10 protein-coding genes and 1 tRNA gene are annotated in these 15,447 nt (G+C 35.4%); 5 read left to right on the top strand and 6 right to left on the bottom strand.

Translation table 11 applies throughout. The features are described 5' to 3' along the window. Window positions 1-17: 17 nt before the first annotated feature. A complete protein-coding gene (locus F1003_RS05495; RefSeq protein WP_155088212.1) occupies window positions 18-1,367 on the top strand; it encodes a SusF/SusE family carbohydrate-binding protein in 1,350 nt (449 codons plus the stop codon). 68 nt (window positions 1,368-1,435) lie between these two features. Continuing rightward, a complete protein-coding gene (locus F1003_RS05490) occupies window positions 1,436-4,309 on the top strand; it encodes an alpha-amylase family glycosyl hydrolase (protein WP_155088211.1) in 2,874 nt (957 codons plus the stop codon). A gap of 52 nt (window positions 4,310-4,361) precedes the next feature. On the opposite strand, the gene F1003_RS05485 is transcribed toward F1003_RS05490, so the two are convergent. From F1003_RS05485 to F1003_RS17305, 5 genes are read right to left on the bottom strand one after another with little or no spacing between them, the layout of a single operon-like run. Further along, the gene (locus F1003_RS05485; protein WP_155088210.1) at window positions 4,362-5,381 is read right to left on the bottom strand and encodes a UDP-glucose--hexose-1-phosphate uridylyltransferase; all 1,020 of its coding nucleotides are present in this window, start codon (window positions 5,379-5,381) and stop codon (window positions 4,362-4,364) included. A gap of 8 nt (window positions 5,382-5,389) precedes the next feature. Continuing rightward, window positions 5,390-6,538, bottom strand: coding sequence for a galactokinase (gene galK, locus F1003_RS05480; RefSeq protein ID WP_155088209.1), 1,149 nt, complete (start codon window positions 6,536-6,538; stop codon window positions 5,390-5,392). Between the two features lie 3 nt (window positions 6,539-6,541). Then, complete coding sequence (locus F1003_RS05475) at window positions 6,542-8,188, bottom strand: solute:sodium symporter family transporter (RefSeq protein ID WP_155088208.1); 1,647 nt, start codon at window positions 8,186-8,188, stop codon at window positions 6,542-6,544. A gap of 13 nt (window positions 8,189-8,201) precedes the next feature. After that, window positions 8,202-9,098: an aldose 1-epimerase gene (locus F1003_RS05470; RefSeq protein WP_155088207.1), complete on the bottom strand. Its 897-nt coding sequence runs from the start codon at window positions 9,096-9,098 to the stop codon at window positions 8,202-8,204. Further along, complete coding sequence (locus tag F1003_RS17305) at window positions 9,099-10,097, bottom strand: GntR family transcriptional regulator (protein ID WP_162306905.1); 999 nt, start codon at window positions 10,095-10,097, stop codon at window positions 9,099-9,101. A gap of 84 nt (window positions 10,098-10,181) precedes the next feature. Here F1003_RS17305 and F1003_RS05460 point away from each other — a divergent pair, with 84 nt between their 5' ends. Together F1003_RS05460 and F1003_RS05455 are read left to right on the top strand one after the other, a co-directional pair. Continuing rightward, entirely contained in the window at window positions 10,182-11,354 is a 1,173-nt protein-coding gene (locus F1003_RS05460) for a glycoside hydrolase family 53 protein (protein ID WP_235898274.1), read from the top strand. Then, window positions 11,347-13,785 carry a DUF4982 domain-containing protein gene (locus tag F1003_RS05455; RefSeq protein WP_155088206.1) on the top strand — a complete coding sequence of 813 codons (2,439 nt, stop codon included), beginning with the start codon at window positions 11,347-11,349 and terminating at the stop codon, window positions 13,783-13,785. Before F1003_RS05460 ends, F1003_RS05455 begins: the two co-directional genes overlap by 8 nt. Before the next feature lie 69 nt (window positions 13,786-13,854). Here the strand turns inward: F1003_RS05455 and F1003_RS05450 are convergent. Next, window positions 13,855-13,936 (bottom strand) — tRNA-Leu (locus F1003_RS05450). A 121-nt stretch (window positions 13,937-14,057) separates the two neighbouring features. Between F1003_RS05450 and F1003_RS05445 the strand changes: the two genes are divergently transcribed. Then, window positions 14,058-15,446 carry a dipeptidase gene (locus F1003_RS05445; RefSeq protein ID WP_155088205.1) on the top strand — a complete coding sequence of 463 codons (1,389 nt, stop codon included), beginning with the start codon at window positions 14,058-14,060 and terminating at the stop codon, window positions 15,444-15,446. The last annotated feature ends 1 nt before the right edge of the window (window position 15,447 follow it).

Genomic DNA, 15,447 nt, shown 5'->3' with positions numbered 1-15,447 from the left:
TAACACTAAAAAATAACATGAAAAAATTATCAATTTTAGGCCTTTTCATCTTAGCCTTAATAAGTTTTAATAGTTGTGAAACTGAAGATGACGTTGTTTTCACAACACAAGAACCAGAAGGGTTTGTGTTTACAAATTCTACTTTAGATAACTATGTACTTGCTGCTGCAACTTCAAGTAATCTTGGTGAAAGATTCACTTGGGTCAGCGCAGATTTTGGTGCACCAACAAATGTTACTTACGAACTACAAAGCTCAGTAAGTGGAGATTTTACAGATGCTACTGTTGTTTCATCAACCACGTCTAACGAAATAGCAATGACTATTGGACAAATGATGAGTGTTGCTATGGAAGCTGGTTTAGACGCTGATCCAGATAGTCCAGAGCCAAATACTGGATCATTTTCTGTGAGATTAAGAGCATATCCAGGTGATACTGGTAGTGGAACAGAAGCATTTTCAAATGTTATGGTATTAAATGTAGAATTATTAGAGAGCACTGGAACAGGTGGTGGCGGAATTATGCCAGCATCTTGGGGTGTTGTTGGTTCTGGTTATAATGACTGGGGCGGAGCTGGCCCTGACGGTCAGTTCTATACTACAAGTACTGCCGATGTCTTTGTAGCTTACGTAACACTTATTGATGGTGAGATTAAGTTTAGAGAAAATAACGAATGGGTAAATGACTTTGGTGACGACGGTGCTGATGGTACTCTTGATGCAGGTGGTGCAAACATCGCTGTAACTGCTGGAACGTATAAAATCACTTTAGATATTGCTGCTGGTACTTACATGATGGAAGATTTCTCTTGGGGAGTTGTTGGCTCTGGTTATAATGATTGGGGTGGAGCAGGTCCTGATGGAAAGTTCTACTACGACTATACTACTGATACCTTTAAAGTTGGCATTAGATTGGTAGATGGTGAAATTAAATTCAGACAAAACAACGAATGGGTTACTGACTTTGGTGATACTGGTTTAGATGGTACATTAGATGGCGGAGGAGATAACATCCCTGTAAGTGCAGGACATTACCAAATAACTTTAAACTTCAACGACAACACTTACTCAATCGAATCTACTGATGTTTGGGGTGTTGTAGGTTCTGGTTATAATGATTGGGGTGGAGCTGGTCCAGATTTCGCTTTAACTCAAATACAACCAGATGTTTACTACGGAGACATTGCTACTCTTGTTGATGGTGAAGTTAAATTCAGAGCTAATAACGATTGGGCTTCTGACTATGGAGATACTGGTGCTGATGGAACTATAGATGCTGGTGGTGATAATATTGCTGTAACTGCTGGATTATACAGAGTTAGATTAGATGTTGCTAATGGCACTTACCAACTTAATAAAATTCAATAATTTAGGGTATAACCCTTAAACCTAAAAGGGCTGATTTTTCAGCCCTTTTTTTAAAAACAAAAACTTCTATGAAAAAGTTCTACTTATCAATTTTATGCTTTGGCTTTTCATTACTTATGTTTAGTCAAGTGACTATTACACCCAACCCATTTGAAATTGATGAAAGCATAACCATAACTCTAGACATCAATAGTACAGCTACTGACTGCGATGGTTTTACTAGCCCAAACAAAGTGTATATGCACTCTGGTGTAGGTGATAGCGATAATGCTTTTAATATTAGTGTTGTTGGAAATTGGGGACAAGATGATGGTGTTGGCCAAATGACAAGCCAAGGGAGTGGTATATACTCTATAACCTTAGTGCCAGAAACCTATTACGGTCTAACCGCAACCCAAGCCGCGAACGCTGTTTTAATGGGAATGGTATTTAGAAATGAAGATGGTTCGCAAGAGTTTAAAGCTAGTGGCTGTAATGACTTTATTTTTGAGATTGGGACATTTCAGGTTAGTTTAACTTCTCCTAGCGATGATACAACTATCATTAATTCTGGTGATGACTTAGCTATTTCTGCAACTAATATTGGCGGAAATGCAAGTTACACACTAAGCGCAAATGGATCTGTTATTGACACGGATGGCTCAACTAATAGCTACTCTTACACTGTTACTAATATTACAGAAAACACAAATTATGAGTTGGTTGCTGTTTTAGATGGTACTACAATTACAAAAGAGTTTAGTGTTCTCATTGACCCAGGATCAAATATTGGCATCATGCCAACCAATTATCAAGATGGTATTACATATATTGACGACAATACGGCAGTACTAGTTTTATATGCTACTGGGAAAGATTTTGTGTATCTGGCAGGAAGTTTTAATAACTGGCAACCAGATTCTAATTATGCCATGAAAAAAGATGTGACCAGAAACAATAAATTCTGGATAGAACTTACAGGATTAACTCCGGGCCAAGTAGAAACTTATCAATATTGGGTAGCAGATAAAACACCAACTGCAAATTCTCCGTCTTTAGTTAAGGTAGCGGATCCTTATTCTACTTTAGTTTTATCTCCGTTTGATGATCCTTTTATTCCTTCATCAACATATCCTAACTTACCAGCATATCCTACAGGTCAAGAGCGTGAGGTCACTGTACTTCAAACTGGTCAGACAGCTTATAATTGGCAGGTTACAAATTTTGAAAAACCAAAGAAGGAAGATTTAATTATATATGAAGTTTTGGTTAGGGATTTTGATGCTGATAGAAACTATCAAGATCTTATAGATAGAATCGATTATTTCAAAAATCTTAATATCAATGCCATTCAGTTAATGCCAGTTATGGAGTTTGAAGGTAATGAAAGTTGGGGCTACAACACTTCATTTCATATGGCTTTGGATAAGTTTTATGGTACAGAAGAAAAGTTTAAAGAATTTATTGATGTTTGTCATCAAAATGGAATCGCAGTAATACTGGATATCGCATTAAATCACGCCTTTGGAAGAAGCCCTATGGTAAGAATGTGGATGAACGATCCTGATGGTGACGGTTGGGGAGATCCAAGTAGTGACAACCCTTATTTTAATGAAATTGCACAACATAGTTATAGTGTAGGTAGTGATTATGATCACTCTAACCCTAGAACAAAAGATTACGTTAAGCGTGTAGTAAAACACTGGATTGAAGAATTCAATATTGACGGATTCCGTTGGGATTTAACCAAAGGGTTTACCCAAAATTGTGAAAACAATGAAGGTTGCACTAATCAATACCAACAAGACCGAGTAGATGTACTTAAAGAGTATGCTGATTATTCTTGGTCTTTAGATGATGACCACTATGTAATTTTTGAGCATTTAGGAAGCGAAAATGAAGAAAAAGAATGGGCGAATTATAGGTTCGACGAAGGTAAAGGAATAATGATGTGGGGAAAAATGACTGATCCTTATAATGAGTTGACCATGGGACAAAATGGAAACAAAAACATTAATGGTATTGGTCATAACTCTCGTCCTTCATTTAATGGGCCAAGAGTTGTCGGTTACCCAGAAAGTCATGATGAAGAACGCTTAATGTATAAAAATTTAGCATTTGGTAACACCAGTAATGCAAGTCATAATGTACAAGATTTAAATACGGCCATTTCTAGAATGTCTGCTATGGCTGCCGTTTCGGTAATGGTACCTGGTCCTAAAATGATATGGCATTTTGGTGAGCTCGGTATGGAAAATTCAATTTTCACGTGTAATAATGGTACCGTTAATTTACCTGGCGGAGGTGATGGAGATTGTAAATTAGACACGAAGCCACAACCACAATGGACAAATAATTGGTTAGCTGATGCCGTTAGAGGAGCAGTTTATGATGATTGGTCTAAACTTCATAAATTAAAAACAGACGAACCTGTTTTTGAAGGAGATTATACCATGACTTCTGGCGATTTTACACCAAGAATTGACATCTTTGATAACTCCATACCAACAACGGAATTAAAGAACGTTATTATTTTAGCAAACTTTGATGTGGTATCACAAACGGTAAATACTAATTTCCCTGCAGGTGTCACTTCAACGTGGTACGATCTTATGGATCCAACAGGAAATACCACGATTACAAATTCAACAACTTCTATCACTATTCCTGCGGGCCAGTTTAGAATCTTAGGTAATAAACCATCAAATGTGTTGAGTGTAGAAGATGAGTCATTATTTGGTTTTACTATTTACCCTAACCCATCTCGTACTTCATTTAGTATCAACACCAATGTTTCAGACGTTGAGATCTATGATTTATCAGGAAAAATGATAAAGTCCTATAAAGGTGATTTTACAAGAATAGATTCATTTGATATTTCTTCCTTAAATACAGGAATGTATATCGTCAAAGTTGAAAATGATAATAAACAAACAATGACAACCAAGTTAGTCAAGCTCTAATTATTAAGTGTTATTTGAGCAAAAAAGAGCTTCTCGTTGAGAAGCTCTTTTTTTATAATAAATATCTTAGGGATTCTGCTGCTGCTTCAGCAGTAATATCACGCTGTGGACTCGCAAACATTTCGTAACCAACCATAAATTTTTTTACAGTTGCACTTCTTAAAAGTGGAGGGTAAAAACTCATGTGCCAATGCCAATGCTCATTATTGGCTTTGTCTGTAGGAGATTGATGAATTCCGCTAGAATACGGAAAAGAACAGTTAAACAACTTATCATAAACCTTTGTAATTACTGAAATAGCTTCTGCGAATAATACTGTTTCAGCGACAGGTATTTTACAGATATCTGTTTGATGCGCCTTGGGTATGATCATTGTTTCATAAGGCCATATGGCCCAAAACGGAATTAAAACTACAAAGGCTTCATTTTCGAAAATAATACGTTTCTTTAATTTTATTTCTTGTTTGAGGTAATCCTCAAGCAATGAACTACTTTCTTCACTGAAATAATTAAACTGACTTCTGTCTTTTTTTAAAACTTCATTAGGCAGTGAACTTTGACTCCATATTTGACCATGAGGGTGCGGATTACTACAACCCATAACTTCACCTTTATTCTCAAATATCTGTACATAATTGATACTATCCTTTTTTCCCAAGTTTTTATATTCTCTCTGCCATGCATTGATTACTTTTTCTATCTCTCTAATAGACATTTGGGCTAGACTCTTTGAATGATCTGGGCTAAAACATACAACTTTGCATATGCCTGTTTCTGTTTCGGCTTTAATGAGTTTATGGTCTGTTTTATAGTTCTCTTTTCCATGTGTTAGCGCAGCAAAATCATTTTTAAAAATGAAAACGTCTTCATAATTGGGGTTTACTTCTCCATTGGCTCTTTTGTTTCCTGCACATAAGTAACAATTAGGGTCATAGCTAGGTCTTTTTGATGTAGATAATTCTTCCTCTTGCCCTTGCCAAGGTCGTTTAGTTCTATGCGGAGATACCAAGACCCATTCTTCTGTTAAAATATTAAATCGTTTATGTGACGCGTTTTGTAAATAATCTTCCATTTTAGTTTTTATTTAATAACTCTTGTGCCGTCGCCCAACTTTACATTATAAATACTACAATCTTTATTGAAGTTTTTCTTATAAGCCTTTGAAATTTTTAATTTAAAATCTTCTACTTCTTTCTTTAATACCAAATTAATAGTACAACCACCGAAACCACCTCCCATCATTCTTGCACCAATGACGTAAGCACTTTTTTTAGCCTCATCTACTAAAAAATCTAATTCTGTACAGCTTATATCGTACATTTTACTTTGTCCAATATGCGATTCAAAAAGTAATCTACCTACAGCTTCAACATCATTATCTTTAAGCGCATTTTTGCATGCCACTACTCTATCATTTTCCTGAAGAACATAAACTCCCTTTCTATAATCTGATTCTGAAAGTTTAGTTTTTATAGAATTCAACTCTTCAAACGAAACCTCTCTAAGCGATGGTTTATTAAGAAGTTTAATGATTTTTTTACAGACGGAATACCTGTCGTTATAACCACTCTCTGCCAAAGCGTGTTTTACATTACTATTAACAAGTACAATTTCGTATTTCTGGAGTTGTACAGGGACTAATTCTGATTGTAATGTTTTACAATCCAAAAATATAGCATGATTATGTTTTCCAAATATACTCGCATATTGATCCATAACACCACAGTTTACGCCTACATAATTGTGTTCTGCCTTTTGGGATATATATATTAATTCATTTTTGTTTAAACCTAAACTAAAGAGCTCATTGCAACCAAGAGCTAAGCTATTTTCTAGCGCTGCAGAGGAAGACAAACCAGATCCTACAGGAATATCGCCAGCAAAAACACAATTAAAATTCTCGACTTGCTTTCCAGTTTTAAAGATTTCTGCAATAACCCCAATGATGTAATTCTTCCATGAACTCTCTTCTATTCTTTCGAGATTTTTAAGGTCTATTACCAATTCTTCATTCATATCCATAGAGACTATAGTAGAATGGTTATTGCTACTTCTTCCAAGAGCTAAAACAATACCCTTGTCAATTGCAGCAGGAAGCACAAAACCATTGTTATAATCTGTATGCTCACCTATTAGATTAATTCTACCAGGGGAAAACACTAAAACACCTTCAGCCTTAAATATAGTTTTATACCTATCTCTTATTGTATTTACAAGTTGTGTATTCATAGGCTACGCAAAATATATGTATATGGCTATTACAACCACAACTATGCTTATACTTGCTGTGTTAACATGCTTCCAAGGTGTAATATTGACCTGTTTAGTGTACTCCATGTTATAAGCTTGGCTATTGGGACGAAACTTCCCAATAATGAGCATGATTATAATATTCAAGACAAAGAGAATTGCCATAATATCTAAAAAATGAGGGTATGCTTTGGCTTCCACTAATGCTATCGCTGACTCCGATACGACACCATTCAATTTTGCCTCTGTTAGAGCTTTTTCAATAAAATAAGGTTGAAGTAAAAACTGACTTAGAATATATAACAGACATCCTGTTATTAAACCAATTTTAGCTGCAATTGCAGGTACTCTTTTGGTGAAATAGCCTACAACTATAATCGTTAAAATAGGTATACTGTAAATACCATTGACCTCTTGAAGGTAATCAAACAAACTACCAGCATCTTCAATTAAAGGGGCAATCATCATTGCAAGTATAGCCAAGATAATTCCGAAAAACTTTCCATACCTAACCACACTCCTATCACTAGCGGTTTTATTAATATGTTGCTTGTAGACATCCATACCAAATAAGGTGACAGAACTATTCAACACACTGTTAAACGAACTCAGAATTGCACCAAATAATACCGCTGCAAAAAAACCAACCCAAGCATTTGGTAAGACTTTTTTGACAAGTGCTGGATAGGCCTCATCTGCATTTCCTAACTCCCCATTAAATACATGAAATGCAATTAAACCTGGCAACACCACTATTATTGGTCCAAGTATTTTAATAAACGAAGCTAGTAATAGTCCTTTTTGTCCTTCCTTTAAATCTTTGGCACCAAGTGCTCTTTGAATAATTTGTTGATTAGTTCCCCAATAAAATAGCTGCACCAACATCATTCCTGTAAAAATAGTATAAAATGGTACTGGGTCTGTGAGTTCACCTGTGGACTTGAATTTTTCGGGATGCTCTGTTGTTAAAATAGAAAGTCCGTCTATGACACTTCCATCACCTATTAGTAAAAGTCCGAAAACCGGAATTAATAGTCCGCCAATTAATAGACCTATAGCGTTAATTGAATCTGAAACGGCAACTGCTTTTAATCCCCCAAAAATCGCATAAATAGATCCCATGACACCTATTCCCCAAATACATATTTTCAATGCTGTAGATTTTGAAACGCCCAACAATTCTGGCACATCAAACATACCGCTTAGTGCAATAGAACCAGAGTACAATATTATTGGCAAAAGCACCACCGCATATCCTGTTAAAAATAAGATAGATGTAATGGTTTTCGTCGAAGTATCGAACCTATCTTGAAGAAATTGAGGTACTGTTGTTATTCCGCCTTTAAGATATCTTGGCAATAAATACATTGCTGTTGCTACCATAGCGATTGCAGCTAAGGTTTCCCAAACCATAACGGAAAGGCCGCTTTCGTATGCAGATCCATTTAAACCAACGATTTGCTCTGTTGAAAGATTAGTAAGTAGAAGAGACCCAGCAATAACTCCCGCTGTTAAACTTCGGCCTCCAAGAAAATAACCATCTAATGTAGACTCTTTAGTTGATCTTGTTTTTAGGTAAGAAATAATTGCTACAATTAGCGTGAATCCTATAAATGCTAAGAATTGCATAGTCTTTTATTTTTTAGTTTTTAGATATTTTTAAGATCCATTCTTTTTCATAGGTTTCATTGGAGTCCAATACATTTAAACCTATACCATTATTAAGGCTATTTGACACCCCTACCATAGGTTCTATTGCAATAGCATTAAGCTCCTCAGGTGTATAAATTTGTAAATAGTTTTCTGCAGATGACGACTCTAATTTGAGTGTGTAGTCTGGTGTTATAAGCTTTGCAATATTTGAGTTTACAGTAAATGCATCATCAAGTTCTATTTTACCCAACTGAATTGGTATGCTAGTAGTGAATTTTTCTCTATCCAGTACAATACCCTTTTCATCACTTAAAAATTTTTCTTTAGCATTAAAAATTAGCTGACTTTGCTGTAAATCTGAACTTATAAAATAAGGATGCCATCCTAGTGTAAAAGGAAATGAATAGTCGTCATCGTTTTTTACCTTAACGGTCACTGAAAACCCGCCATTATTTAAAATATAGATTAACCAGATTGAAAATTTATAGGGAAACCCTTGGTAACCATTTTTTTCTTTATAATATAGAACTATTCTGGCTGTATCGCTTTTTAATTCTTCACCTATTAACTTAAAGGACTTATTATAAACCAAACCGTGTATAGCATTGTTGTTTCCCTTTTCATTGCAAGGCAGTTTATAGCTTGAAGCGTTAAAAACATATTCACCATTTTCAATTCGGTTTGCAAAAGGAAAAAGAATAGCTGCAGCATAACTCTTATTGTAGGGAGAATTTTCTATATCCGATATAATATTAATTCCTTTATGTTTATATGATGCAACCCTACCACCTTCATCCAAATTAATTAATAGGGTATTGGTTTCTTCTTGATTGCTTATAACAAGACTTTTCGAATTTTCACTCTTAACGTGTTCAATTTTATACATCTAAAGTGACTTTCTAATAAGAATGTTATTGGGGTTTTTTATCTGGGCAAACTCATCATTATTTATCATAAACGCCATGCGCTCTCCCATTTCCTTAAAGTTTGTGGATATAGTTGTAATACCGCCTTCAACGATTTCCTTGAGTAATGAATCATTATAAGCTATAATACCAACATCCTCTCCTATTTTAAGCGTACTCTGCTTAAGCTTTTTTATAAGCTTTATTAAGCTTCTATCATCAAGAACTAAATAGATGTCACCTTGGTTTGGAATTACTAATTCTAAACCAGCAACTTGGCTTCCTTTAATCGTAATCTTTGAAATAAACTTCCTAAAACCATTAAAAATACCTTCTGGTTGATTAGATTTTGGGGTGATCAGGATTAAATTGTTATAGCTCTGCATCATTGGTTTTAAACGAGTTAAACCATCAAAAACATTAGCTTCAAAATTTTGGAATACTCCTGCATAGATACTTAATTCTTCATTCGTCTGATCTAGCAAATAGACTTTTTCTTTTGGTAATTTTTCCAACGTTTTTGCTACATTTTTTAAACTTGCAGGCATAATTACATAGTAGTTATAATTATCCAGATTGTCATTAATGTGCTTGGCAAATACTTCTTCATTGAAATGATGAAAAAAGATGTCTACCTGTACACCTTGTCCTAGGGCATTTGTAAATGCATTATAAAGATCTTCTTTAAAAATGTTTAATTCATCAAAAAAAAGAAACACTTTTTTTACTACGGTAACATCTTCACTTTTTATATAATAACCTTTGCCAGAAATAGCTTCAACTATACCTCGTTTTTTTAACTCACCAAAGGCCATGAAAACAGTATCTCTAGATAATGAAAATCTATTTCTAATACTATTCACCGAAGGCAGTTTATCACCTTTTTTAAGACGACCATCAAGTAAACCCATTTCTATAGATTGTATAATCTGTTTATACTTAGGTATTCCGGTGTTGTTATTTACATTAATAATATTCACAGAACAAATATATACAAAAACTGGTAGGTACTGGTAGGTGTTTGAAAAATATTTTTTTAACTTAGCAGAAAATTGCTGTAAATTATGACATATCTTAAATTAGGAATGCATCACATTTTGTCTATAATATTATTGCTATCACTTCTTTTTGGTGTCAATTCGTGTATAGAAAAAGATTCAAATGGCACTAATGATGATAGTGATCTAACCGAAACACCAATTTCATTTTATTATGGTGCTGACCTGTCTTATGTCAATGAAATGGAAGATTGTGGTGCCATCTATAAGGATTCAGACGGAATAACTACAGATGTATATCAACTATTTAAAAACGAAGGTGCTAATTTGGTAAGAGTACGTCTTTGGCACAATCCTGATTGGACCAATTACTCAAACTTTAATGATGTTAAGGAAACCATACAACGCGCTAAATCCAAAGGTTTAAAAGTGCTATTGGATTTTCATTATAGCGATACTTGGGCAGATCCTTCCAAACAAGAAATCCCTGCCGCTTGGCTTAACGAAATAAACAATACCCCTGCTTTGGGTGAGTTGCTTTACAATTACACCTATAACACTCTAGATGAATTATCCAATCAAAATTTATTGCCAGACATGGTACAAGTCGGTAATGAAATTAACGGTATGATTTTGCAACAAGGTGAGCTAGTTTGGCCTATAGACTGGACTAGAAATGCTACATTAATCAATAAAGGTATTGAAGCTGTTAGGGATATTGCAACAGCTAAAAATAAAGACATAGAAGTAATGCTTCATATTGCACAACCAGAAAATGGACTTTGGTGGTTTGAGCAAGCTACAGCAAATGGCATCACAGATTTTGATTGGATTGGACTATCCTATTATCCCTTGTGGTCCGATTACGATTTAGATGAAGTACAAACACCGCTTTCTACACTAATTAACACCTATAACAAAAAATTGATGATTGTTGAAACAGCTTATCCTTTTACGCTTGAAAATGCAGATAATGCCAATAACATTTTAGGTTCAGATGCTTTAACAGGCGGATTTCCTGCAAGCCAGCAAGGACAATTAGACTATCTTAATCAGTTAGCCCTAATTATCGAAAATGCTGGCGGACAAGGCTTAGTATATTGGGAACCTGCTTGGGTTTCTACAGGCTGTTCTACACTTTGGGCACAAGGTTCTCATTGGGACAATGCTACACTTTTTGATCACGATAATAAAGCCACGCTCGGAATTAAATTTTATAACGCTTCACTAAATGAATAAGACTTTATTTTCACTTCTTGGTTGTTTGATATTTTTCTGCGGAGCATATTTTTCTGAAGCGCAAACCAGAGAAATAATCACGTTAAAAAAAGGTTGGAAATTTAAAAAAGGGCAACATCCTAGTGCTACTAAAGTAGATTTTGATGACGCTAAATGGGAAACCGTAACCGTTCCTCACGATTGGGCAATTTATGGCCCTTTTGATAAAGAAGTTGATAAACAAACCGTTGCCATTACTCAAAATGGCGAGGATATTGCCACTGAAAAAACAGGCAGAACTGGCGCATTACCTTACATCGGAGAAGCTTGGTACAGAAATACTTTTTCACTTGAGAATTTTGACGATACCAAAAAAGTACTATTGCTTTTTGAAGGCGCTATGAGCGAACCAGAAATCTTTTTAAACGGAGAAAAAGTTGGTGAATGGAAGTACGGTTACAGCTATTTTTATTTTGATGTTTCAAAATACATTAATGGTAAATCTCAAAACACTTTAGCCGTAAAACTAACCAATGAAGGTAAATCGTCAAGATGGTATCCTGGAGCTGGTTTATACCGCAATGTAAGGGTCATTATAAAAAATAACGAAAGTTTTGAGCAATGGTCTACATTTATATCCACACCTTCAATTTCGTTAGATGAAGCTAAAGTTAACATCAAAACAAAAGCTTTTGGTACAGATTTAAAGCTAGTCACGGAAATTTATAACAAAGATGGCAACGAAATAAATTCTAAAGAAACCTCAACCATCATCAACAATGAGTTTGAACAAAATATTAAAGTCAACCAACCGCAACTTTGGAGTCCGGAAACACCATATTTATATACTGCTGTTTTAAAGCTTTACAAAGGCGACATTCTTAAAGATGAAATAACACAACGCTTTGGTATTAGAACCATAGATTACAGCCCAAACACAGGTTTTAGCCTTAATGGCGAAACCAGAAAATTTAAAGGTGTTTGTTTACATCACGATTTGGGTCCAATTGGTACAGCAGTAAATAGGTCTGCATTGCAACGTCAACTCAAAATCTTAAAAGATATGGGTTGCAATGCCATTAGAAGCGCACACAATATGCCGTCTTTTGAGCAATTGGAACTTTGCGACGAAATGGGTTTTATGTTTTTGGCTGAAAGTTTTGACGAATGGAAAAAACCAAAAGTTGAAAATGGCTATAATCGCTTTTTTGATGAATATGCCGAAAAGGATGTCGTTAACTTAGTGAGAGCAACAAGAAACCATCCATCCATTGTTATGTGGAGTTCTGGTAACGAGGTGCCAGATCAATGGGGAAGTGAAGGTGTTAAACGTGCTAAATGGTTACAAGATATTTTTCATAGAGAAGATCCAACGCGACCTGTAACGGTTGGTATGGACCAAGTGAAAGCGGTTATGGAATCTGGTTTTGGTGCCATTATGGATGTTCCAGGACTAAATTACAGAGTTCATTTATACGACGAAGCTTATGAACGTTTTCCGCAAGGTTTCCTTTTAGGTTCCGAAACAGCTTCAACAGTAAGTTCTCGTGGCATCTATAAATTTCCTGTTGAAATTGCTAGTATGAAGACCTATCCAGATTTTCAATCCTCTTCTTACGATTTGGAATACTGTAGCTGGTCCAATCTTCCAGATGATGATTTTGTATTACAAGATGATAGACCTTGGGTTATTGGCGAGTTTGTCTGGACAGGTTTTGATTATTTGGGGGAACCAACGCCGTACGATGAAGCTTGGCCATCGCGAAGTTCGTATTTTGGAATTAATGATTTAGCAGGTTTACCAAAAGACCGCTATTATTTGTACCGAAGTCGTTGGAATACCGAAGATGAAACACTTCATATATTACCGCATTGGAATTGGCAAGGACGTGAAGGCGAAACCACACCAGTTTTTGTGTATACAAGCTACGATAGTGCAGAATTATTTTTGAACGGAAAAAGTTTAGGAATCCAAACTAAAAACAACAAAACGAATCAAAACCGATATCGTTTAATGTGGATAGATGTAAAATACGAACCCGGAATATTAAAAGTAGTAGCTTTAGATAACAATGGCAATCCTGCGGCCGAAAAAGAAATCAAAACCTCAGGAAAACCATATGAGCTTGTTCTCGATTCTGATGTAAAAACTTTAAAAGCCAATGGTGAAGATATTGCTTTTGTTACAGTTTCTGTAGTAGACAAAAATGGCATCCCTTGTCCAACAGCAACAAACCAACTTCAATTTAAAGTTGAAGGAAATGGCTTATACAGAGCTGCCTGCAATGGAGATGCAACTTCATTAGAACTATTTCACTTACCAACGATGAAATTGTTTAGTGGTAAACTCGTAGTACTGGTTCAGTCAACAAATAAAGTTGGAAACATAAAACTTACGGTTACTGGAGATAATCTAGAAAAGGGGGAACTAATTATAACCTCGAAAAAATAATTACCTAATAATAAATCAAATTATCGTTAAATAAAAAAGCCTCAGTAAATACTGAAGCTTTCTAACTTGTACAGGCGGCGAGACTCGAACTCGCACACCTCGCGGCACTAGATCCTAAGTCTAGCGTGTCTACCAATTCCACCACGCCTGCTTACAATCCCGAAAATAACGGGATGCAAATATAAACAATACTTTCAATATTCAAATAGCATTTAAACTAGAATATTTTCGGTTTTGTTTTTGTTATTTTTGTTTGAAACCAAACAATTATTATGCAAAATATAGATTCTTACATCAAAGAACATAAACAACGATTCATAGACGAACTTATAGAACTTCTAAAAATACCATCCATTAGTGCTGATTCAGCCTATAAGAAAGATGTTCTAAACACAGCCGATGCCATTAAAGAAAGTTTAGAAAATGCTGGTTGTGACCATGTGGAAATCTGTGAAACTGAAGGCTACCCAATTGTTTATGGTGAAAAAATTATTGATAAAAACCTGCCAACTGTTTTGGTTTACGGTCATTACGATGTACAACCACCAGATCCATTAGATTTATGGAATTCACCACCTTTTGATCCAATTATTCAAAAAACGGAATTACATCCTGAAGGTGCCATTTTCGCAAGAGGAGCTTGCGATGACAAAGGACAAATGTATATGCATGTAAAAGCATTGGAATACATGACCAAAAACAACGAACTGCCATGCAACGTTAAATTTATGATTGAGGGTGAGGAAGAAGTTGGCAGTGAAAATCTAGGTGTTTTTGTCGCTAACAACAGAGAAAAACTTAAAAATGATGTCATTTTAATTTCTGACACAGGTATGATAGCCAAAGACGTACCTTCCATTACAACTGGCTTAAGAGGACTTAGTTATGTTGAAGTTGAAGTAACGGGTCCGAATCGTGATTTACATTCGGGATTGTACGGAGGTGCAGTAGCAAATCCTATTAATGTCTTGGCTAAAATGATTGCATCTTTACATGATGAAAACAATCATATTACAATTCCTGGGTTTTATGATAAAGTCGAAAACCTTTCTAATGCTGAACGTGCCGAAATGGCGAAAGCTCCTTTCTCATTAGAGGCTTATAAAAAAGCTTTGGATATTGATGCTGTTTATGGTGAAGAAGGCTACACAACCAATGAACGTAATTCAATTAGACCAACATTAGACGTCAACGGCATTTGGGGAGGCTATACTGGTGAAGGAGCCAAAACCGTAATTGCGAGTAAAGCTTACGCAAAAATTTCCATGCGATTAGTACCACATCAAGATTGGGAAGAGATTACTGAATTGTTCAAATCACATTTTGAAAGCATAGCGCCAAAAGGCGTTAAAGTAAAAGTAACTCCGCATCATGGTGGGCAAGGCTACGTGACTCCAATTGATAGTATTGGTTACCAAGCCGCATCAAAAGCTTATGAACAGACCTTTGGAAAAGCACCTATACCTCAACGTAGCGGTGGAAGTATTCCTATTGTATCCCTTTTTGAGCAAGAATTGAAGAGCAAAACCATTTTAATGGGCTTTGGTTTAGATAGCGACGCTATTCATTCACCAAACGAACATTTCGGAATTTGGAATTACCTAAAAGGCATAGAAACCATTCCTTGGTTCTATAAGTATTTTACTGAGTTGAAAAAGTAAG

Origin of the sequence: Winogradskyella ouciana (assembly GCF_009709615.1) — a bacterium.
Lineage (GTDB): Bacteria > Bacteroidota > Bacteroidia > Flavobacteriales > Flavobacteriaceae > Winogradskyella > Winogradskyella ouciana.
The sequence above is the reverse complement of the archived record's forward strand: the minus strand, read 5'-3'. Positions and strand labels throughout refer to the sequence as shown.

Excerpts from the sequence above, each read along its gene's own strand:
- F1003_RS05495 (WP_155088212.1), top strand. The coding sequence starts at position 18 with ATGAAAAAATTATCAATTTTAGGCCTTTTCATCTTAGCCTTAATAAGT.
- F1003_RS05490 (WP_155088211.1), top strand. The coding sequence starts at position 1,436 with ATGAAAAAGTTCTACTTATCAATTTTATGCTTTGGCTTTTCATTACTT.
- F1003_RS05485 (WP_155088210.1), bottom strand. The coding sequence starts at position 5,381 with ATGGAAGATTATTTACAAAACGCGTCACATAAACGATTTAATATTTTA.
- galK (WP_155088209.1), bottom strand. The coding sequence starts at position 6,538 with ATGAATACACAACTTGTAAATACAATAAGAGATAGGTATAAAACTATA.
- F1003_RS05475 (WP_155088208.1), bottom strand. The coding sequence starts at position 8,188 with ATGCAATTCTTAGCATTTATAGGATTCACGCTAATTGTAGCAATTATT.
- F1003_RS05470 (WP_155088207.1), bottom strand. The coding sequence starts at position 9,098 with ATGTATAAAATTGAACACGTTAAGAGTGAAAATTCGAAAAGTCTTGTT.
- F1003_RS05460 (WP_235898274.1), top strand. The coding sequence starts at position 10,182 with ATGACATATCTTAAATTAGGAATGCATCACATTTTGTCTATAATATTA.
- F1003_RS05455 (WP_155088206.1), top strand. The coding sequence starts at position 11,347 with ATGAATAAGACTTTATTTTCACTTCTTGGTTGTTTGATATTTTTCTGC.
- F1003_RS05445 (WP_155088205.1), top strand. The coding sequence starts at position 14,058 with ATGCAAAATATAGATTCTTACATCAAAGAACATAAACAACGATTCATA.